This window comes from Brevibacterium sediminis (genome assembly GCF_013623905.1).
In the GTDB taxonomy this organism is placed as follows: Bacteria; Actinomycetota; Actinomycetes; order Actinomycetales; family Brevibacteriaceae; genus Brevibacterium; species Brevibacterium sediminis.
In genome coordinates, this window is sequence record NZ_JABKDD010000001.1 from 582,173 (window position 1) to 600,560 (window position 18,388).

The 18,388-nt window shown below is 64.1% G+C and carries 20 protein-coding genes, 2 tRNA genes and 1 other RNA gene; 12 read left to right on the top strand and 11 right to left on the bottom strand.

What is annotated here, in order from left to right:
* Positions 1–123: 123 nt before the first annotated feature.
* From HK108_RS02705 to HK108_RS02715, 3 genes are all read left to right on the top strand, one after another.
* Positions 124–567, top strand: a complete 444-nt coding sequence (locus tag HK108_RS02705; protein ID WP_139467151.1) for a DUF3052 domain-containing protein — start codon at positions 124–126, stop codon at positions 565–567.
* Positions 564–1,031 (top strand): redoxin domain-containing protein, encoded by a 468-nt coding sequence (locus tag HK108_RS02710; protein WP_139467153.1) that lies wholly within the window; start codon positions 564–566, stop codon positions 1,029–1,031. Before HK108_RS02705 ends, HK108_RS02710 begins: the two co-directional genes overlap by 4 nt.
* Before the next feature lie 63 nt (positions 1,032–1,094).
* Positions 1,095–1,499 (top strand): HIT family protein, encoded by a 405-nt coding sequence (locus HK108_RS02715; protein ID WP_139467155.1) that lies wholly within the window; start codon positions 1,095–1,097, stop codon positions 1,497–1,499.
* Positions 1,500–1,525: 26 nt separating this feature from the next.
* On the opposite strand, the gene HK108_RS02720 is transcribed toward HK108_RS02715, so the two are convergent.
* Together HK108_RS02720 and HK108_RS02725 are read right to left on the bottom strand one after the other, a co-directional pair.
* Complete coding sequence (locus HK108_RS02720; RefSeq protein ID WP_139467157.1) at positions 1,526–2,287, bottom strand: MerR family transcriptional regulator; 762 nt, start codon at positions 2,285–2,287, stop codon at positions 1,526–1,528.
* A 71-nt stretch (positions 2,288–2,358) separates the two neighbouring features.
* A complete protein-coding gene (locus HK108_RS02725) occupies positions 2,359–3,540 on the bottom strand; it encodes a trans-sulfuration enzyme family protein (protein ID WP_181270482.1) in 1,182 nt (393 codons plus the stop codon).
* Positions 3,541–3,649: 109 nt separating this feature from the next.
* Here HK108_RS02725 and HK108_RS02730 point away from each other — a divergent pair, with 109 nt between their 5' ends.
* A complete protein-coding gene (locus HK108_RS02730; protein ID WP_101546684.1) occupies positions 3,650–4,126 on the top strand; it encodes an Lrp/AsnC family transcriptional regulator in 477 nt (158 codons plus the stop codon).
* A gap of 17 nt (positions 4,127–4,143) precedes the next feature.
* Entirely contained in the window at positions 4,144–4,572 is a 429-nt protein-coding gene (locus tag HK108_RS02735; RefSeq protein ID WP_139467160.1) for a DUF1801 domain-containing protein, read from the top strand.
* A gap of 79 nt (positions 4,573–4,651) precedes the next feature.
* On the opposite strand, the gene HK108_RS02740 is transcribed toward HK108_RS02735, so the two are convergent.
* The 3 genes from HK108_RS02740 to HK108_RS02750 form a co-directional block, all read right to left on the bottom strand.
* Complete coding sequence (locus tag HK108_RS02740) at positions 4,652–5,242, bottom strand: DUF2249 domain-containing protein (RefSeq protein ID WP_139467162.1); 591 nt, start codon at positions 5,240–5,242, stop codon at positions 4,652–4,654.
* A gap of 158 nt (positions 5,243–5,400) precedes the next feature.
* Positions 5,401–5,474: transfer RNA gene (locus tag HK108_RS02745), tRNA-Val, on the bottom strand.
* A gap of 118 nt (positions 5,475–5,592) precedes the next feature.
* The gene (locus HK108_RS02750; protein ID WP_139467163.1) at positions 5,593–6,078 is read right to left on the bottom strand and encodes a TetR family transcriptional regulator; all 486 of its coding nucleotides are present in this window, start codon (positions 6,076–6,078) and stop codon (positions 5,593–5,595) included.
* Positions 6,079–6,160: 82 nt separating this feature from the next.
* Between HK108_RS02750 and HK108_RS02755 the strand changes: the two genes are divergently transcribed.
* A tRNA-Pro gene (locus tag HK108_RS02755) sits at positions 6,161–6,237 on the top strand.
* 299 nt (positions 6,238–6,536) lie between these two features.
* Here HK108_RS02755 and HK108_RS02760 read toward each other — a convergent pair.
* Positions 6,537–8,003 (bottom strand): uracil-xanthine permease family protein, encoded by a 1,467-nt coding sequence (locus tag HK108_RS02760; protein WP_229663920.1) that lies wholly within the window; start codon positions 8,001–8,003, stop codon positions 6,537–6,539.
* 260 nt (positions 8,004–8,263) lie between these two features.
* Here HK108_RS02760 and bioB point away from each other — a divergent pair, with 260 nt between their 5' ends.
* A complete protein-coding gene (gene bioB / locus HK108_RS02765) occupies positions 8,264–9,418 on the top strand; it encodes a biotin synthase BioB (RefSeq protein ID WP_139467164.1) in 1,155 nt (384 codons plus the stop codon).
* 14 nt (positions 9,419–9,432) lie between these two features.
* Here bioB and HK108_RS02770 read toward each other — a convergent pair whose 3' ends face one another.
* Complete coding sequence (locus HK108_RS02770) at positions 9,433–10,974, bottom strand: fatty acyl-CoA synthetase (RefSeq protein WP_139467165.1); 1,542 nt, start codon at positions 10,972–10,974, stop codon at positions 9,433–9,435.
* 128 nt (positions 10,975–11,102) lie between these two features.
* On the opposite strand from HK108_RS02770, the gene HK108_RS02775 reads away from it, so the two are divergent.
* Complete coding sequence (locus tag HK108_RS02775) at positions 11,103–11,957, top strand: Nif3-like dinuclear metal center hexameric protein (protein ID WP_181270483.1); 855 nt, start codon at positions 11,103–11,105, stop codon at positions 11,955–11,957.
* 14 nt (positions 11,958–11,971) lie between these two features.
* Positions 11,972–12,700, top strand: a complete 729-nt coding sequence (locus HK108_RS02780; RefSeq protein ID WP_181270484.1) for a zinc ribbon domain-containing protein — start codon at positions 11,972–11,974, stop codon at positions 12,698–12,700.
* A 57-nt stretch (positions 12,701–12,757) separates the two neighbouring features.
* On the opposite strand, the gene HK108_RS02785 is transcribed toward HK108_RS02780, so the two are convergent.
* Positions 12,758–13,534 carry a YaaA family protein gene (locus tag HK108_RS02785; RefSeq protein WP_139467168.1) on the bottom strand — a complete coding sequence of 259 codons (777 nt, stop codon included), beginning with the start codon at positions 13,532–13,534 and terminating at the stop codon, positions 12,758–12,760.
* A 141-nt stretch (positions 13,535–13,675) separates the two neighbouring features.
* On the opposite strand from HK108_RS02785, the gene rnpB reads away from it, so the two are divergent.
* Positions 13,676–14,044: RNase P RNA component class A (gene rnpB / locus HK108_RS02790), an RNA gene on the top strand.
* Positions 14,045–14,072: 28 nt separating this feature from the next.
* Here rnpB and ppgK read toward each other — a convergent pair.
* Positions 14,073–14,906 (bottom strand): polyphosphate--glucose phosphotransferase, encoded by an 834-nt coding sequence (gene ppgK, locus HK108_RS02795; protein WP_139467169.1) that lies wholly within the window; start codon positions 14,904–14,906, stop codon positions 14,073–14,075.
* 1 nt (position 14,907) lies between these two features.
* Entirely contained in the window at positions 14,908–15,816 is a 909-nt protein-coding gene (map, locus tag HK108_RS02800; protein ID WP_139908003.1) for a type I methionyl aminopeptidase, read from the bottom strand.
* Between the two features lie 125 nt (positions 15,817–15,941).
* Here map and HK108_RS02805 point away from each other — a divergent pair, with 125 nt between their 5' ends.
* Positions 15,942–16,667 carry a FadR/GntR family transcriptional regulator gene (locus HK108_RS02805; protein ID WP_139467171.1) on the top strand — a complete coding sequence of 242 codons (726 nt, stop codon included), beginning with the start codon at positions 15,942–15,944 and terminating at the stop codon, positions 16,665–16,667.
* A gap of 78 nt (positions 16,668–16,745) precedes the next feature.
* Here HK108_RS02805 and ald read toward each other — a convergent pair whose 3' ends face one another.
* Positions 16,746–17,864 carry an alanine dehydrogenase gene (gene ald, locus HK108_RS02810; RefSeq protein WP_181270485.1) on the bottom strand — a complete coding sequence of 373 codons (1,119 nt, stop codon included), beginning with the start codon at positions 17,862–17,864 and terminating at the stop codon, positions 16,746–16,748.
* A 319-nt stretch (positions 17,865–18,183) separates the two neighbouring features.
* On the opposite strand from ald, the gene HK108_RS02815 reads away from it, so the two are divergent.
* Positions 18,184–18,387 carry a hypothetical protein gene (locus tag HK108_RS02815; RefSeq protein ID WP_062242447.1) on the top strand — a complete coding sequence of 68 codons (204 nt, stop codon included), beginning with the start codon at positions 18,184–18,186 and terminating at the stop codon, positions 18,385–18,387.
* The last annotated feature ends 1 nt before the right edge of the window (position 18,388 follow it).

Consider the following 18,388-nt stretch of genomic DNA (forward strand, 5'->3'; position numbering starts at 1 on the left):
TCTGCGCACTGTGCTGACAGGCTCACAGTCCGGTGTGCTGATTGAGTGCCGTTTGAGTGCGCTTGCCGCGCGCGGGCGCGCCGATATTTGCACCTTGGCCACTGTTGGCGGAAGAATACAGGCATGAGCAACTCCGCTTCTGAAAGGACATCCTCCACTTCGACCCTCGCAAACGAGCTGGGACACAACCTCGGCTTGAAAAAGGGCGACTATGTGCAAGAGGTCGGCTATGACGACGACGTCGATCAGGCACTCTGCGAGGCGATCGAGAACATCATCGGAGACAAGATCGCCGATGGCGAAGAGGATGACGTCTACGACGTGATCCTCATGTGGTGGCGGTCGGACGACGACGACCTCGTCGACGGTCTCGTCGACGCCCAGACCACACTGAAGGAGGGCGGAGTCGTCTGGCTGCTCAGCCCGAAGGCGAACCGTCCGGGACACATCAGCCCCGCCGACATCTCCGAAGCGGCTCCCACCGCCGGAATGCACGTGACCTCCACGGTCAGCGCCGCCGACGATTGGGCCGGATTCCGGCTCGTGGGCAAGAAGAACTATTCATGATCCTGCGGCCCGGTGATCGGGCCCCGGATCTCACCCTTCCCGATCACCTCGGATCGGTCATCACCCTCACCGAGGCGGCCCCACTTACCGCTCGTGTGCTCGCATTCGTTCCGTTCGCCTTCTCTCCGATCTGCGGAGACGAACTCGCCGCTCTCGAACAGTGGCAGGAACGGATGCGAAAGGGCTCTCATGCCGTCGACGTCGCGGTCGTCTCAACCGACTCCAAGTACACCTTGGCGGCGTGGGCACGGCAGACGAGGGTCGACGTCACTCTCGCATCGGACTTCTGGCCCCACGGTGAGGCGGCTCGCGCGTTCGGCGTCTTCGACGAGGTCCACGGTGTCGCCGAACGAGGAGTCTTCGTCATCTCACCTGCGGGTACGATCGTGAGTGGCAGGCATGTCGCCCGCACCGAGACTCGGGACTTCTCCGAGGATTTCGCCGCGGCGCTTTCCAGCCTCTGAGAATCGAGCCTCGCCGAAGAACCGATCGACGGCACCTTCGGCGCCTATTGAGGAGGACCCATCATGGCCACGCTGTTCACGAAGATCATCAACGGAGAGATCCCCGGCACCTTCGTCCATCAGGATGACAAGTGCGTCGCATTCCTCGATGTCGCTCCGATGACCGAGGGCCATGTGATGGTCGTCCCGCGCGACGAGATCTCTCACTGGATCGACGCCGACGCAGAGCTTCTCGCCCACCTCACCGCAGTGGCGAAGAGGATCGGAGAAGCCCAGAAGGCGGCCTTCGACTGCGAGCGGATCGGCCTCCTCATCGTCGGCTACGAAGTGCCCCACCTGCACATCCACGTCCTGCCGACGAACTCCATGGATGACTTCGACATCTCCGACCGTGCTCCGATGCAGACACCGGAGCAGCTGGAGGCGCCCGCCGAGAAGATTCGGCAGGCGCTCTCCGCACTGTCCTGATCCGATGCTGCTCGGCTCAGATCGACTCAGAGGCCTTTGACCTCGAGGTAGTGGTCGAGTGAGTCTCTGACGAGCTCGGCTCCCGCGGTTCCGCCGTAGTTCGCGCCGAATCGCGGGTCGTCGACATACATCTGCCCGAGACCGCGCACGTATCCTCCGAGGTCTCCGTCGGGATCATCTGCGGGCGTGCCCGGAACTGCTCGCAGCCATTCGATATGACGTCGGGCGAGGTCCTGGCAGCGGTCCGATTCGGGACGCGCCCCCGCCTCGGCGGCGGCGATCCAGTCCGCGGAGAGAGCGGAAACGAGGGCTTTCCACTCCTTCTTCTCCTCAGGCGACTGGCTGGACCACCATTCGTCTCCTCGTCGGTAGGCGTCGGCTCCCCAGCGCCTGGTCACTTCCTCTTCGTACTCGCGATGGTCGAAACCATCGAACATCTCTTCAGCCATGAGCGGCTCACCTGCTTTCAGTCGTGTGATGGTGACGGTGACGGCGGTGAGCTGTCGGTCGAGCCGGTCTCTCTCGCGTCCGAGTGAGACCAGATGCTGCGACAGCGCCTCGACCGGATCGTCTCTCCGATCGAGTACCTCCGATATCGTCGTCAATGGCAGTCCCAGCTCCTTGAGCAGCAGGATGCGCTGGAGGCGCACCAGGGCTGCTTCGTCGTAGCAGCGATAGCCGTTGGCGGCGATGGAGGTCGGCGGCAGCAGACCGATGGCGTCATAATGACGCAGGGTTCGGCTCGTCGTTCCCGTCAGCCGTGCGATTTCCTGAATGGACCAGTCCATGCCTGACAGCTTAGAAGTTGACGCGGCGTCAAGGTCAAGAGCCGTTTGAGACCTTCGACGAGTGGACGGTGTCAGGCCGCTTCGCGAATCGCGTCCAGCGCCGTGAATAGGTCGCGTGCAAGGTCGTCGACATGTTCGAGCCCGACCGACAGGCGGACGAGGCCGTCGCCGGGCTTCGCCGTCGCGGCTACGGGCCGGTGTGTGAGTGAGGCCGGATGCTGGACGAGGGTATCGGCGTCGCCGAGCGAGACCGCGTGCACGATGAGGTCGCAGTGTTCGACGAAGGTGCGGGCCGCTTCGAATCCACCGGCGAGTTCGATGGCGATCATCGCCCCTCCGCCGCGCATCTGCGAACCGACCAAACCTCGCGGATCGGACCCGGCGAGACCGGGATAGTGGACCCGGGCGACCTCGGGGCGTGTCTGGAGACGACGAGCGAGCTCACCTGCGGTGTCCTGAGCTGCGCGCATCCGCACGGCCAGCGTCCGCAGCCCGCGATGGAGGAGATAGGCGCCCATCGGGTGCAGGAGGGCCCCTGTGATGGCGCGGACCCGGCGCAGGCGCATGGTCCATTCGGTGTTCGTCGCGATGATTCCGCCCATCGCGTCGCCGTGACCGCCGAGGTATTTCGTGGCGCTGTGGAGGACGAGGGCGGCCCCGTGATCGATCGGCCGTTGGAGCACGGGGGTGCAGAAGGTGTTGTCGACCAGCACCGGCACAACTCCCGCTGCGGCGACGACCGAGCCGATGTCGACGAGGTCGAGGCTGGGGTTCGCCGGTGTCTCGACGATGACGAGCCCGGTGTCCTCGCGAATCGCCTCGGCGATCTGGTCCTCCTCCGCCCAGGTGACCGACGCGCCGAGAAGACCTGACTCGAGCAGGTGGTCACTGCCGCCGTAGAGGGGACGGACGGCGACGATATGGGGCGTCCCGGCCTCGACTGCGGCCAGCAGCGCGGCGGTCATGGCAGCCATTCCCGTGGCGAAGGCGACGGCAGATTCGGCGTTCTCCAATTCGGCGAGCGCGGATTCGAATCGCGCCACACCGGGCTGCCACAGACGTTGGTAGACGGGGGAGTCCCCTTCCTTCAGAGGATGTCCGCTGGCGAGGCTCTCATAGGAATCTCCTCCCGTGCGGACGTCGTTGACCGGGTTGGTGGTGGAGAGGTCGATGGCGGGGACATGGACGCCTGCGGCCGCGAGACCGTCCATTCCGCCGTGAACCATACGGGTCTCAGGGTGCATAGAAGTCATAAGCGCATTCAATACACTTCTCCCAGTCTGTGCAATGAACGTGCAATCTCCTCCAAGTATTCGGCCGTTTCCGGGATAGTCTGCGATCAGATATGGGAGACTGTGACTCATGTCGCAGAACGTCTCACTCGATGACACCGATCTTCGCCTTCTGCAGGAGCTCAACGCCGATGCCCGGGCCTCGGGTGCGGTCTTGGCTGCGGCCGTCGGGATCTCCGAATCGACGGTCTCCCTGCGTCTCAAGAGACTGAAGTCGCTCGGCGTCATCCGCGGCTTCCATATCGACGTCGATCCGACTGCGCTCGGGGTCGGTCTGCAGGCTCTCGTATCGATTCGGCTGGCCAAACACGATCGGGCCGAGATCGACGCGTTCACGGCGGCTGCGCCGAAGTTCCCTGGGGTGGTGCGGATGTACCACATGGCCGGAGCCGATGACTACCTGCTGCATATCGTCGCCACTGACACCGCTGCGGTACAGTCCTTCGTCCTCGACTACCTCACCCGATATCCCGCTGTCGCACATACGCGCACGAACCTCATCTATCGGGTCGAAGACGGTTCTGCCTGGATCCCTTCGGAGGCCTGAACTGCCATACTGGCTTCATGGCAGAGAACAAGACCCAGCCGACCGATGCCGATGTCGCCGCTTACCTCGATTCGGTGACTCCCGAGAAGCGTCGCGAGGATGGAATCGCTCTTGACGCGATCTTCCGAGACGTCACCGGTGAGGAACCCGTGATGTGGGGACCCTCGATCGTCGGCTACGGCCGGTACCACTATCGGTCGCCCGTGAACCCGCGCAACCACGGTGAGTGGCCGGCCACGGGATTCTCCCCGCGCAGGAGCCAGCTCTCTCTGTACGGACTCAAGGACCTTCCCGAAGGAGCGAGGCTGCTCCCGCAGCTCGGAAAGTACACCGAGGGGGCCGGGTGCGTCTATGTGCGCCGTCTGGAGAACATCGACGAGGCGGTGCTGCGCCGACTCATCGCGATCGCCGCTGCCCGTCCCGACGATCCCGAGCCGGGCAGCTGATTGCACACGCTGACGGTCGATGACAGGTCCTGTCCGAGAGATCGCAGAATGACCTCGGTGGCCGAGAACGTCGCGGTGTTCATCTGCGAGCCGTGATGCTCAGCCCCGATTTGCGCTGATGGACTGAGAAGTACTGCAGTCCCGCCTCGGCGTCGGCTAGGAATCGCCGGCGGGAGCGGCGGGGCAGCCACACGATCTGACCGGGGGACAGTTCGATCGTTCCGGTTGCGGTCTCAAGGGTGCCGGCACCGGCGAGGACGTGGATGAGCACGTCGAGAGATGGGCCGGTGTGTTCGCGGATCTCGCCGCCGGGGGCGAGCGCGATGACATTCGCATCGAGGTCACGGTGGTGCGTCGGCAGCTGCCAGACGGACCCGGAATCCTCGACGGTCGCGGTCAGCTCGGCAACATCGAGAACGACGCGGGGTACAGGGGTGGCGGCACGACGGATGATGCGCACCCGAACCCCGTCCTGCGTGCTCTCCAGCGGCTCCCACCCGACCGCCTCGGCGAACTCGCGGTCCATTTCGACGCGCAGCCCTTCAGGCGAGTGGTCATTGATGAGGATCAGGCTGGAGCCGACGTCAAGATCTTCATACGCTCTGATGACGAGCGGATGCCGTTCCGACTTCGGTAAGGTCCGGACGTCGATGACGGGTTCGTCTGCCACGGCTGCCCCTCTCAATCGCTTCGATAGTTCCTCCTCGAAACTATCACCGGAGTGATGACTGCCGGCCTGGGCCGGCCAGCGGCGCCGGGCAAAGACCGCTCGGGTCGGTCCTACAGGAGAACGGAAAAGGCACCCCGTGATACGGGATGCCTTGACGGTGGGCCCAGAGGGACTCGAACCCCCGACCCTCTCGGTGTAAACGAGATGCTCTAGCCAACTGAGCTATAGGCCCCACCTGCGTCGTCGATGTCTCCGACAGCGCTTGATCAGTATGCCACATCCGATGGGGACCGGCGAAACGGGAACGCAGGCGGTCGCGGGACCGCTCAGTGCGTCGGTCCGGACTGCCATCAGGAGGATCGGAGCAGGCGTGCCGCATTGGCGGCGAAATTCTCAGCTGCCTCTGCGGTGTCGACGTCGAAGATCCTGCGATTCTGCTCAACGGCCACGGCACCGAGTGTGAGGGTGAGGATTCCGTGCGAGAGTTCGGCGCCCAGGCGATCAGCACTCAGGGCCCGAGGCGCAACGTCTGTCGGAGCGATCGAATACCCCAGCAGCACGATCTCTGCTCCATCACGGTATTTCAGCAGCACCTCGCGCAGAGACATCGCCGCGGCGAGCGGGTCGGCAGTGGCGGGACAGAGGGCATCGACTTCGGCTTTGAGTGAACGTGAGATGAGAATGAGCAGTGACTGCTTGTCCTTGACGTGCCAGTACAGTGCAGACGGCTGAACGTCGAGTTCGCGGGCGAGCCGGCGCATGGACAGATCGCCCAGACCGTACTGCGAAAGAATGCTCAATGCAGTGGTGGTGATGCTTTCGGCTGTCAGTGCCAATGAGACATACCTTTCATTCTCGAGCAGAGGTCCTTCCCGATTTTTCAGATCGCGTTCCCCTCGCTATAGTAGTTCCTGGTCACGGGATATAGCGCAGCTTGGTAGCGCGCCTCGTTCGGGACGAGGAGGTCGTGGGTTCGAATCCCGCTATCCCGACCAAGGGAAAGTGCCGCAGCATCGCTCAGGCGAGACTGCGGCACTTCTGCATTCCCGGACCGTTGCGAGACCACTCTGCGTCCAAACCATCAAGACGCGAGCAGACGCCTAGAACGAGAAGCAGCGCACGGCCGCACCGAAAGTGGTGCGGTGCGTTCTCGCCGTGGCGCAGGACCAATCGAGTTCTGACCAGATGATCGAGTTTGACCCCGATGACTGGTCCAGAACTCGATGCTAAATGCACAAAGGCGATGGGGCGCACTGCTCGAAACAGCAGTGCGCCCCATCGCCTCAACTCGTGCTCAGACGGGTGAGCCCGGCTCTTGGGAGGAGCCGTCCGTCGCGTCGGAAGCGAACGGGTGGGTCGCCCGGCCCCGTCGTGGAGCCTGCGGCGCATCGGTTCGGTGGGCCGCCTCGGCGAAGTTCTCTGTCACGAGGTCAGAGTCGGTGCCCCGCCACCGGGCGATGGCCTTCATCGCCTGATAGATGATGATCGCCGAGGCGGTGCCCAGGGCGATGCCTTCGAACTGCAGTCCGCCCGGGGTCCAGGTGAAGTTCGCGATGGCGACGATGAGCGAGACCGCGGCAGTGTTGAGATTGATCGGGTTGGAGAAGTCGACCTTGTTCTCCACCCAGATGCGCACGCCGAGCATGCCGATCATTCCGTAGAGCACGGTCGCCGCTCCGCCGAGGACTCCGGGAGGGATCGTCGCGATGATCTCGCCGAACTTCGGCAGCATGCTGAGGACGAGGGCGATGACCGCCGCGCACAGGTAGGCGGCAGTGGAGAAGATGCGCGTGGCTGCCATGACGCCGATGTTCTCGGCATAGGTCGTCGTTCCGGAACCGCCGCCGGATCCGGCGAGGATGGTGGAGAACCCGTCGGCGAAGAGCGTCCGGCCCGTCAGGTGATCGAGGTCGCGGCCGGTCATTGCGGCGACCGATTTCACATGGCCGATGTTCTCGGCGATGAGGACGAGGACGACGGGCAGGAACAGGCCGAGGTAGCCGAGATCGAACGCCGGTGCATGGAACGCGGGCAGTCCCACCCAGTCGGCTTTCGAGACGGTGGAGAAGTCGAGCTCACCCTGCAGCCATGCCGCACCATAGCCGACCAGGACGCCGATGAGGATCGAGAGTCGGCCGAGCATCCCGCGGAAGAGCACCGTGGTCAGCAGGATCGCGACGATCGTGATCACGGCGGTCAGGGGAGCGGCCTTGACCCAATCCCAGGCGGCCGGGGCCAGGTTGAGGCCGATGAGGGCCACGATGGCCCCGGTCACCACTGGGGGCATGGTCACTTCGATCCATCGGACGCCGACGAAATGGACCACGAGCCCGACGAGCGCCAAGGTGACTCCCACCGAGATGATTCCACCTTGAGCCAAAGCCATGGCATGAGGTTCGAGGTCCTCTCCGGCCGTGGCCGAGAACCCCGTGACCGCCCCGATCGGGGCGAGCAGCCCGAACGACGAACCGAGGTAGGAGGGCATCATCCCCTTCGTGATGAGCAGGAACAGCAACGTGCCGATGGCGGTGAAGAACAGCGTCGTCGACGGTGGGAACCCGGTGAGAAGGGGCACGAGGAACGTCGCGCCGAACATCGCCACGACGTGCTGTGCGCCGATGCTGATGGTCCGCGGCCAGCTCAGACGCTCTTCCGGCAGAACCCTCTCACCGGGAGCGATCGTCCGCCCGTTTCCGTGCAGACGCCAGCCGCGGCGATTGCCTGTTCCTTTGTGGGTGTCCGTGGGTGCCGACTCCGCCATTGTGTTCCTCGTTCCGTTCTTCCCTGTACTGGGTCGTTGGCCGGCGGTCGGGCAGTGCTCCGGGCCGGCGAAAGAATTCTATGCTCCAGCTCACCGGCACGCCGACTCGACGGCTGACGAAGCGGTATGGCCGGTGTGTCTGAGGACCCTGCTCCGGAAGGCGGGGTCAGCATTCTGATAGCCTATTGAACGGTGTTCAGGAGATCTGAACTCGACCGATTCTGACCTTGTTCAATCGCACGGAGACAAAGGACCAATCGATGACGACTGTGAACCCTGACCAGAACGTGAACCCCGGCCAACTCGCCGAGTCCATCCTCAACGGGGGAGCGGCCACCGAAGCCGACGCGCTCACGCTCCTGGCTACGCCGGATGAGGAGCTGTTCGGTCTCGTCCATGCCGGATCGCGACTCCGCCGAGAGCACTTCGGCATGACGATCAAGCTGAACTATCTCGTCAACCTCAAATCGGGAATGTGCCCGGAAAGCTGCACCTACTGCTCACAGTCACTGGGGTCGAAGGCCGAGATCCTCAAATACTCGTGGCTGAGCACTGACGAGGCCATGGAACAGGCGAGCATGGGCATCGGCGGAGGGGCGTCCCGCGTCTGCCTCGTCGCCAGCGGTCGTGGGCCGAGCCGTCGCGACGTGGGCCGCGTCGGTGAGATCGTCGAACGCCTCAAAGACGAGAATCCCGAAGTCGAGGTGTGTGCGTGTCTGGGCATCCTCAAGGAAGGTCAGGCCGAGGCGCTCAAGGAAGCCGGCGCCGATGCCTACAACCACAACATCAACACCGCGGAATCCTTCCACGACAATATCGTCAAGACCCACACCTACGAGGACCGGACGAATACCGTCGAACACGCCAAAGCGGCGGGACTCTCACCCTGCAGCGGCCTCATCGTCGGGCTCGGCGAAAGCGACGAACAGATCGTCGAAGCGCTGTTCGCGCTCAAGGCCCTCGGCTCCGAGTCGATCCCGATCAACTTCCTCGTCCCGTTCGACGGAACACCGCTCGAAGGACAGTGGAACCTCACACCCATGCAGTGCATGAAGATCGTCGCGACAGCCCGCTTCGTCTGCCCCGACCGGGAGATCCGGCTGGCCGGCGGTCGCGAGATTCACCTCAAATCCCTCCAGCCAATGGCGCTGCAGCTGGCCAACTCGATCTTCCTCGGCGACTACCTCACCGCCGAGGGCCAAGCCGCAGCCGACGACCTCGCCATGATCCGAGACAACGGATTCACTATCCTCGGCCAGGAGGACGAGGAGGCCCGGACGGAAGAATCCGTTGGGTGCTGCGGTGCGGAAGCCGGCTGCTGTTCCGATTCGAAGACCACCGCCGAGGCGGCCACCCACACCGATCCCGTCATCCGCAGGCGCGGTGCAGGCACCGCTGAAGTCGCCAACGCCTGAGCGGCCGCAAGCCCTCAGGCTTGGCGCAGGCTCCGCTTGAGGATCTTCCCGGCCGAGTTCTTCGGCAGTTCGGCAACGAACTCCACCCGCTTGGGCACCTTGAATCCGGCCAAACGGGACTTGACGTGACCGATGACATCGTCGGCCGACAACGGCGGCTGGCCGTCCTTGAGGACGACGAAGGCGGCCACCGCCTCGATCCACTTCTCATCGGCGATCCCGACCACAGCCACCTCGGCGACCTGCGGCAGCTCGAAGACGGCATCCTCGACCTGGCGGCTGGCGACCAGCACGCCACCCGTGTTGATGACGTCCTTGACCCGGTCGACGACCTCGACGAAACCCTCCTCGTCGACCTTGACCAGGTCCCCGGAATGGAACCAGCCGTTGTCGAACGCCTCGGCGGTGGCCTCCGGCCGGTTCCAGTAGCCTTCGCACAGCTGCGGCGACCGGTAGAGGATCTCGCCCTCCTCGCCGGGGCCGACGTCGTCACCGCCGGCGTTGACGACGCGGGTCTCGACGAACATCACCGGGCGACCCGCCGAACCGGGGTGATCGTCGTGCTCCTCGGGACGCAGCACAGTGCACAACGGGCCGAGCTCCGACTGGCCGAAGCAGTTGTAGAAGCCCAGCTGCGGAAGCCGCTGGCGCAGGCGCTCGAGGATCGGTCCGGGCATGATCGAAGCACCGTAGTAGGCCTTGTGGAGGCTGTCGAGGTTGCGGGTTTCGAGGTCAGGGCTGTTGGCCAGCGCCACCCAGACGGTGGGGGCGGCGAAGAACGAATTGATCTTCCGTTCCTCGAAGATGCCGAGCAGCTGCTCGGGCACGGGAGCGGGGACGATGATGTTGTGCGCGCCGATCGACAGAAGCGGCAGCAGGAAGACGTGCATCTGCGCTGAGTGATAGAGCGGCAGGGCGTGGACGGCGCGATCTGTCGCAGCGAAGTCGAGGGACATGAGGGACGACAGGTACTCGTGCAGAAGGGCGCGATGGGTCATCACCGCACCTTTCGGCGCCGAGGTGGTGCCGGAGGTGTAGAGCAGCTGAGCCACGTCCGTGTCGTCGACGGAGAACTCTGTGCTGACGGCTGGGGCGATCTCCTCCGCGGTGGCGACCGGAACGAGATCGGCGAAGTCGATCACCTGCGCCTCGGCTCCGGTCGGGGTTGAGGCGACTGCGGACATGAGGTCGGAGTCGGAGAAGACGATCTCGGCACCGGAGTTGCTGAGGATGTAGTCGAGTTCGTCGTTCTTCAGCTGATAGTTGACCGGCACGTGGATGAATCCGGCACGTGCGCAGCCGAGATAGAGGAGGACGAAGAGGTCGGAGTTCTTCCCATAGGCGGCGACACGGTCGCCTTTCGTCACACCGAGACGGACGAGTTCGCGGGCCACCGCGGTCACGGCAGAGTCAAGTTCTGCATAGGTCCAGGTTCGGTCCCCGAATTCGAGGGCCGTGTCGGTGGGGAATCGGCCGGCGCTGCGGCGGATGAGATCCGAGACCGTGGACGAGTTTCTGATCACGGGTGATTCGGAGGAGATGCGTGTAGATGTCATGACCCAAATATATGAGCCACATCACTCTCTCTGAAAATCGTCCGCCCATCTCTGCTTCATCGGCCGGCTGGTCTTCGATCCCACGGTGCCGACGATGTGCCCCGGTTCGGATGTAATAGTGTGGGGGCATGAGACATCCGAAGGTGAGTGACTGCGCAGAGGTGTTCGACTCACTGTGGCCACCGGCCTTGGCCGAGTCCTGGGACTCCGTGGGCCTGGCCGTCGGCGACCCCGACGCCGAGGTCCAGTCGATCCTCTTGGCTCTCGATCCGATGGACACCGTGATCGCCGAGGCCGTCGTTCTCGGCGCAGACCTGGTGTTCAACCATCATCCGCTCATGCTCAAACCCGTGAAGTCGGTGAATGCCGCAACTTTGAAGGGCGGAGCCGTCCACACTCTCATCAGCAACGATATTGCGCTGTTCAATGCGCATACGAACGCTGATTCGGCCCGCGGCGGAGTCTCCGATGTGCTCATCTCACTCCTGGGCATCGAGGGCGCGCAGCCACTGTCCCCCCATGACGAGGCTGATGATTCGGGACGCGGCTCGCTGCCGACCGGAATCGGCCGCGTCGGCGACCTCGACCGGCCCACACCGGTCCGGGACCTTGCCAGGCGACTGGCTGCGCAGCTGCCGCGCACCACGACCGGTGTGCGCATCGCCGGCGACCCCGCTGCGACAGCGACCCGTGTCGCGGTCTGCGGCGGCGCCGGCGACTCGCTGTTCGACGAGGTCAGGGCCAGCGGCGCCGACGTCTACGTGACGGCTGACCTCCGCCATCACCCGGCCACCGAGGCGCTTGATGCGGCGAATCGTCGAGAGAGCGGACTCTCGCTCATCGACGTCTCCCACTGGGCGTCCGAGACAGTCTGGCTGAGTGCGGCGGCCGAGGCTCTCGAGACCGAATTCGCGCGGCGCGGGTTCACTGTCTCGCTGCAGCATTCGGCAGTCAACACCGACCCCTGGGTCGAACGGTACTGACAAGGAGACCGACGATGCTCATCACCGACAGCCAGAGAACCGCGCTGCAGACCCTCATCGAACTCATCGCCCACGGGCGCGCCCTGCAGTTCGAGCATGACAACCCGAAGAGGGCAGAGGAGCTGCAGGAGCTCATCTCCCGCCACAAGGAGTCCGGAGAGAAGCGTACCGAGGCCGCCGCTGTCGTCGACGGCCATCAGGACGCCATCACCGAAGCCACCGGACTCATCGAAGCACAGCGATCGAAGATCGAGAAGAAGACCGCCGAGCTCAACGACGGAACCGGTCTGACCAGCAGAGACATGGTGAATCTGCAAGAGGAGATCGCCGGTCACGAAGCTCGGGTCGCCGAACTCGAAGAATCGCAGCTGGAGGAGATGGAGAAGCTCGAAGCCGCTGAAGACGAACTCGCGGCAGTCGATGACCGAATCGCCGAGGTCACGGCCTCCGGTAAAGAGGTGCAGACCGCGGTGAAGGACAGGAAGGCCGAACTGCGGGAGCTCATCGCCGAGAACGAGTCCGCGGCGTCGGGCGCGAGGAGCGAGCTGCCGGAGCAGCTGCTCACGACATTCGATGCCAATGTCCGCCAGGGCGGTCCCGGGGCCGCCCTGCTCAACGGACCGAACTGTCAGGCGTGCGGACAGGAGATCGGCGGAGCAGTCTGGCACGGAATGCTCGGCGCCGATGTCAACGAAACCTATGAATGCGAAGAATGCGAGGCGGTGCTGCTGCGTCGCAGCTGATCCTGCCTCGACTGATCTCGTCGACCTTGGTCGACAGGGTCGTTGTTGAGGCGCGTCTCAGTCGCGGAGGACGATCATGAGGTTGGCCGGCTTCGAGTTCGTCGAGCCTGTGAACTCGACCTCATACAGCTCCTCCGCCCGAGACACAAGGTCTTCAGCGGTCTCCGGCAGGGCCCGCTCATCGGACAGCAGCCGACCGGCGAACTCACCTCGGTAGAACTTCGCCCAGTGGGAGACGACGCGACGTTTCCCGCCGCTGACGGACACGGCACCCATGGTGACGACCTGATCGGTGGGACCCGGCCATACGGACCGGTAATCGCTCGAGCGGCAGTCGAGGGCCACCTCGGCGGGGTCGAGGGAGCAGGACTTCGCCAGAACCGGCTTCCAATAGGATGTCAGCTTTCCCAGGGTCCCCAGATCGGTCTTCATCGCCAGTCGGTAAGCGGGGATATCGTCGAGTCCGTGCACCCGGCCGAACAGGGCGGAGAATACGTGGACGTCGTGGAGACGGTCCCGCAGCTTCTCGTCATCGGTCGACTGCGCCACCAGCTCACTGGCGCCCATCGCCTCATAGAGCACACCGGAATAGGTGAGCAGCGCGGGGGCACAGGGGATCTCATCGAGGACGGTGTTCCGTTCGACGTCCGCTGAGAGTGACGCGCCGACGCCGAGCTTCTCGAGGGCATCTCGACGCTTTGAGACCTTCTTCAACGCAGCGAGCACACGCTTGCGCTTGGTGGTGAGTTCCGGAGCCGAGAGACCGTCGAGATCGAGCGTGGGACCGGTCGGCGACGGAGTCTTGCCCTCGGAGGGCGGCAGCAGGATCTTCACCACCCCATCGTATGATCACGCAGTGACGCGGCTGGGACCGGGTGCGGATGAGGTTGATCACGTTCGATGTCCGGTCTCCGCCGCGTGCGGGTGCTGTGTGCGTGGGGGCATTGCTGAGCGACTACACTGGGTTGCTTGAGGACAGGTCACCAGACGGTCGCGGCTCTCTTCACGAGGGCTGAGGAACGTCCGGGCTCCACAGAGCAGGGATGGTGGGTAACACCCACCCGGGGCGACCCGCGGGCCAGTGCAACAGAAAGCAGACCGCCCAGTTCCGACTGGGTAAGGGTGAAACGGTGGTGTAAGAGACCACCAGGGCGGCGGGTGACCGTCGCTGCTGGGTAAACCCCATCCGGAGCAAGATCAGACAGACGACGTTCGAGGCTGCTCGCCGAGTCGTCGGGTGGATTGCTTGAGGCCGGTGGCAACATCGGTCCCAGATAGATGACCGTCAGGCGAGAAGGGCAACCGACTCGTCGACAGAACCCGGCTTATCGGTGGCCTGTCCTCTCCCACATCCTCAGCTGCGGCGCGTCTTTCAGGACGGACTGCGACGCACCTTCGCCTTACCGCCGTTGACCGCGATCATCGCTGCTCCCACGATTCCGGCGTTGTTGTACAGCTTCGCCGGCTTGAGTTTCGCCCGCGTCTCGATGAGCGGCAGGAACTGGTCATGGGACTTCGAGACTCCGCCGCCGACGATGATGACATCCGGAGCGACCAGCAGTTCGATCTGCGAATAATACTGTTGCAGCCGAGCCGCCCACTCCGGATAGGTCAGTCCCAGCCGGGTCCTGACCGATTCCGCGGCCTGCGTCTCGGCATCGGCGCCGTTCATCTCGATATGGCCGAGTTCTGTGTAGGGAACCATCCGGCCGTGAGTGAACAGGGCGGTTCCGATTCCCGTGCCCAGCGTCGTCAGCAGCACCGTCTTCTTCCGGTGTTTGCGCCCGGCACCGAAGGTCATCTCGGCCAGTCCGGCGGCATCGGCATCGTTGAGGAAGTACACGGTGCGGCCCGTGCTCTCGCCGATGATGTCGGAGATGGGCGAACCGATCCAACTCTGGTCGAGGTTCGCCGTGTACTCGACGAGTCCTTCGCGGATCACGCCGGGGAATCCGCAGCCGACAGGCAGGGAGTCGATCGCGGCACGGTCGGCGACGAGTTCGAGTTCGACGGCATGTTCGCTCAGTGCATCCAACAGCGTGGCAATCGTCGCAGCCACGGCAACCGGGGTGCTCGGCTTCGGTGTGAGCTCGCGCAGCCGCTTGAACGGCAGCTTGCCCGTCACCGTGTCGACGAGTGCCGCTTTGATCCCGGTGCCGCCGATGTCGATGCCGATCGCAAAGCGTGGGGAGGTCTCCGCGCTCATATCAGCTCTCCTCGTGTGCGGGTCCGGCGGCAATCGCGGTGTCGGCATCGGGCAGAGTCAGGATATCGGCACCGGACTCGGTCACCACTAGTGTGTGCTCGAACTGAGCGGAGCGCTTGCGGTCCTTCGTCACCACGGTCCAGGAATCGTCCCAGACGTCCCAGTCGATCGTGCCGAGGTTGAGCATCGGCTCGATCGTGAAGATCATTCCCGGTTCCATCGTCTCCGCATGGGCGGGAGCCGCGTCATAGTGCGGGATGATGAGCCCGGAATGGAATTCGCGGCCGACTCCGTGCCCGCTGTAGTCGCGCACGACTCCGTAGTCGAAGCGCTTCGCGTACTTCTCGATCACCCGTCCGACGACGTTGATCTGACGTCCCGGTTTGACCGCTTTGATCCCACGCATCATCGACTCATAGGTGCGTTCGATGAGGAGACGGGACTCCTCATCGACGTCTCCGGCGGTGAATGTGTAGTTCGTGTCTCCGTGCATGCCCTGGTAGTAGGCGGTGATGTCGACATTGACGATGTCGCCGTCCTCGATGACGGTCGAATCGGGGATGCCGTGGCAGATCACCTCGTTGACGGAGGTGCACACGGATTTCGGGAAGCCCCGATAGCCCAACGTCGACGGGTACGCTCCGTGATCGCACATGAACTCGTGCGCCACCCTGTCGATGTCATCGGTGGTGATGCCGGGGACGATCATCTCGCCGACGGCGGCCAGGGCATTGGCCGCGATCCGACCGGCCGCCCGCACCACCTCGACTTCTTCGGGGCTGTAGAAATTGTTTCCCCGGCCTTCATCGGCGTCGGCGCGACCGACGTACTCCGGGCGGGGGATGTCCTTCGGCACACCGCGTTCGGGCGAAATGGTGCCGGGCGTGAGCAGGCGAGTGTGAACAGTCATGATGGTGTCGATCCTATGCTGGAAACGCGGCTTTGTCCCGCTGCCCGGTCGCCTGTCGATGCCGCGGTGCGGGACCTGTGGAGTCTAGAATCGGAAGCAGCCGTGCCAAGGAAGCGGGAGGCAGATTGAGCGACGACACGACATCGGCGGGCCACGAGTTCGCTGGACTGGGCGAAGTGGTGAGCCTGACGAGCGCGCCGCAGCAGATCGCCGACCACATCCTCTCCGGAATCGCCGTCGGAGCGCTGCCGGAAGGCACCCTGCTGCCGGGCGAACGGACGTTGGCCGCAGATCTGCAGGTGTCCCGCTCGAGCGTGCGCGCAGCCCTGCTGCGCTTAGAGCGTCTCGGGGTCGTCGAACGCCGCCGCGGCCGCGGGGGAGGGACGTTCGTCAAGACCGCCCGCCCCGAGGCGCTGGCTCCCATGGCCGGTAGAATCGACGAGTTCCATGCCGAGAGGCGGAACCTGCTTGACGCCCGCGCCGTCTTCCAGAATTCGCTGGCGGCGACCGCGGCCCTGCGACGTACCGAGGACGAGCTGAGCGAGCTCCGGGAACTGGCCGAAGTCTATTCCCAACGCGCCGAAGCGGCCGCCGCGCGCACCGCGGACGCGCAGTTCCACTTCGCCATCGCCCGTGCCGGTCACAACCCGGAACTCGTGCGCATGGCCATCGACCTCGATACGAAGATCAACGCCGGTTTCCGTCACGACCCGTTCTCGGCCGAGCTCTTCGATCACGCCGTGGACGACCACGCCGCGATCGTCGAGGCGATCGCTGCCGGAGACGCAGAAGCTGCGGGAAGACTCTGCGAGGAGCACTTCAGGTACACGACCATCGTCCCCCGCCCCTAACCCCTATTACTACCTGACGGCGGCCCAGCAACCTCGCGCGAGGTTGCTGGGCCGCCGTCAGGTAGTAATAGGGGTTCTTCAGTTGGCTAGGGCGTGGGCCACGGAGACTGCTTCGAAGCCGAATGCCTCTGCGACGTTGTCGTTCGTGACGTGCCCATTGTGGATGTTGAGACCACGGGCCAGCGCAGAATCGTTCGACAGTGCCTTGTGCCACCCCTGGTCGGCGATCTTCACAGCAAAGGGCAGAGTCGCATTCGTCAGCGCCGCAGTGGCTGTGTTCGGCACCGCACCCGGCATGTTCGCCACGCAGTAGTAGACCGAGTTATGGACGTTGAACGTCGGATCGTCGTGAGTCGTCGGACGAGAATTCTCGAAGCAGCCGCCCTGGTCGATGGCGATATCGACGAGCACCGATCCCGGCTTCATCCCAGCGACCATCTCGTCGGTGACGAGCTTCGGCGCCTTCTTGCCCGGGATGAGCACCGAACCGATGACGAGGTCGGCTGTGGCCAGAGACTTCGTGATCTCGTACTTGTTCGACACTTTCGTGCCGATGGCACCGGCGAAGGTCTCATCGATCTGCCGCAGACGCGGAATGTTGATGTCGATGACCTCGACGGTCGCTCCGAGGCCCAGAGCCATCCGGGCGGCATTCGTCCCGGCCACACCGGCACCGATGACGACGACATTCGCGCGCTCGACACCAGGGACTCCGGACAGCAGGATCCCGCGGCCGCCGTTGGCCTTGAGCAGGCTGTGAGCGCCGACCTGAGTCGACAGGCGTCCGGCGATCTCGCTCATCGGAGCGAGCAGCGGAAGTCCGCCGCCGTCGGGCTGGACGGTCTCATAGGCGATGGCGGTGGTGCCGGCCTCCATGAGAGCAGTGGTGAGCGCCTCATCCGCGGCGAGGTGGAGGTAGGTGAACAGGACGAGATCCTTGCGCAGGAAGCCGTACTCCTGGGCGATCGGCTCCTTGACCTTGAGCACGAGGTCGCCGGCTGCCCATGTTGTGGCGGCGTCGGCGGCGATCTTCGCTCCGGCAGCCTCGTATTCGGCATCGGCGATGAAGGAGCCCTCGCCGGCTCCTGCCTGCACGGTGACCTCATGGCCGTGGGCGACGAGTTCATGGACGCCGGCAGCGGTGATGGCGACTCGGAACTCATTGTTCTTGACCTCGGTGGGCACTGAAATGCGCATGGTGTGTCCTTCTCTCCTGATCGTGTGCCGCAGGGGCGGAGGCGACCGACTTCTCCGTCGGTCGTCGATGGTGTCAACTCTATTCCTTAGAAGGTTTGGAGAGCAAACCTTTAAATCTGTTTTCGTCACCAATGATGCGAAATCAGTGCGTCTGGGTGCCAGATAACGCGGAAAACATGATTCCAGTCGGGTCCAGACTGCACCAAAGATGCAGATAGGGCGCTTCCAACGCCTAAGCGACACATGCCGTCAGTTGGCGACTTGAAACGGTAAGCTGAAAGCGTCAATGCAGAACCCCGCAGAGGAGAGAAGGCTCGCCATGGGACTCTACGAAGATATCGACGACCCGAACTCGAAGTACTACTTCAACCTCGAGACGAACACCGTGGAAAAGGGCCTGGTCAGCGACTGGACCCATCGCATGGGGCCCTACGAGACCGAGGAAGTCGCCCGCGCCGCCCTGGAGAAGGCACGTGAACGCAATCAGCAGTGGGACGAAGACGACGAGAAGTGGAACGGCTGAA

Excerpts from the sequence above, each read along its gene's own strand:
- ppgK (WP_139467169.1), bottom strand. The coding sequence starts at position 14,906 with ATGAGCGCGGAGACCTCCCCACGCTTTGCGATCGGCATCGACATCGGC.
- HK108_RS02760 (WP_229663920.1), bottom strand. The coding sequence starts at position 8,003 with ATGGCGGAGTCGGCACCCACGGACACCCACAAAGGAACAGGCAATCGC.
- HK108_RS02720 (WP_139467157.1), bottom strand. The coding sequence starts at position 2,287 with ATGGACTGGTCCATTCAGGAAATCGCACGGCTGACGGGAACGACGAGC.
- HK108_RS02780 (WP_181270484.1), top strand. The coding sequence starts at position 11,972 with ATGCTCATCACCGACAGCCAGAGAACCGCGCTGCAGACCCTCATCGAA.
- HK108_RS02725 (WP_181270482.1), bottom strand. The coding sequence starts at position 3,540 with ATGACTTCTATGCACCCTGAGACCCGTATGGTTCACGGCGGAATGGAC.
- map (WP_139908003.1), bottom strand. The coding sequence starts at position 15,816 with ATGACTGTTCACACTCGCCTGCTCACGCCCGGCACCATTTCGCCCGAA.
- HK108_RS02735 (WP_139467160.1), top strand. The coding sequence starts at position 4,144 with ATGGCAGAGAACAAGACCCAGCCGACCGATGCCGATGTCGCCGCTTAC.
- HK108_RS02775 (WP_181270483.1), top strand. The coding sequence starts at position 11,103 with ATGAGACATCCGAAGGTGAGTGACTGCGCAGAGGTGTTCGACTCACTG.
- HK108_RS02730 (WP_101546684.1), top strand. The coding sequence starts at position 3,650 with ATGTCGCAGAACGTCTCACTCGATGACACCGATCTTCGCCTTCTGCAG.
- HK108_RS02705 (WP_139467151.1), top strand. The coding sequence starts at position 124 with ATGAGCAACTCCGCTTCTGAAAGGACATCCTCCACTTCGACCCTCGCA.
- HK108_RS02815 (WP_062242447.1), top strand. The coding sequence starts at position 18,184 with ATGGGACTCTACGAAGATATCGACGACCCGAACTCGAAGTACTACTTC.
- ald (WP_181270485.1), bottom strand. The coding sequence starts at position 17,864 with ATGCGCATTTCAGTGCCCACCGAGGTCAAGAACAATGAGTTCCGAGTC.
- bioB (WP_139467164.1), top strand. The coding sequence starts at position 8,264 with ATGACGACTGTGAACCCTGACCAGAACGTGAACCCCGGCCAACTCGCC.
- HK108_RS02715 (WP_139467155.1), top strand. The coding sequence starts at position 1,095 with ATGGCCACGCTGTTCACGAAGATCATCAACGGAGAGATCCCCGGCACC.
- HK108_RS02710 (WP_139467153.1), top strand. The coding sequence starts at position 564 with ATGATCCTGCGGCCCGGTGATCGGGCCCCGGATCTCACCCTTCCCGAT.
- HK108_RS02770 (WP_139467165.1), bottom strand. The coding sequence starts at position 10,974 with ATGACATCTACACGCATCTCCTCCGAATCACCCGTGATCAGAAACTCG.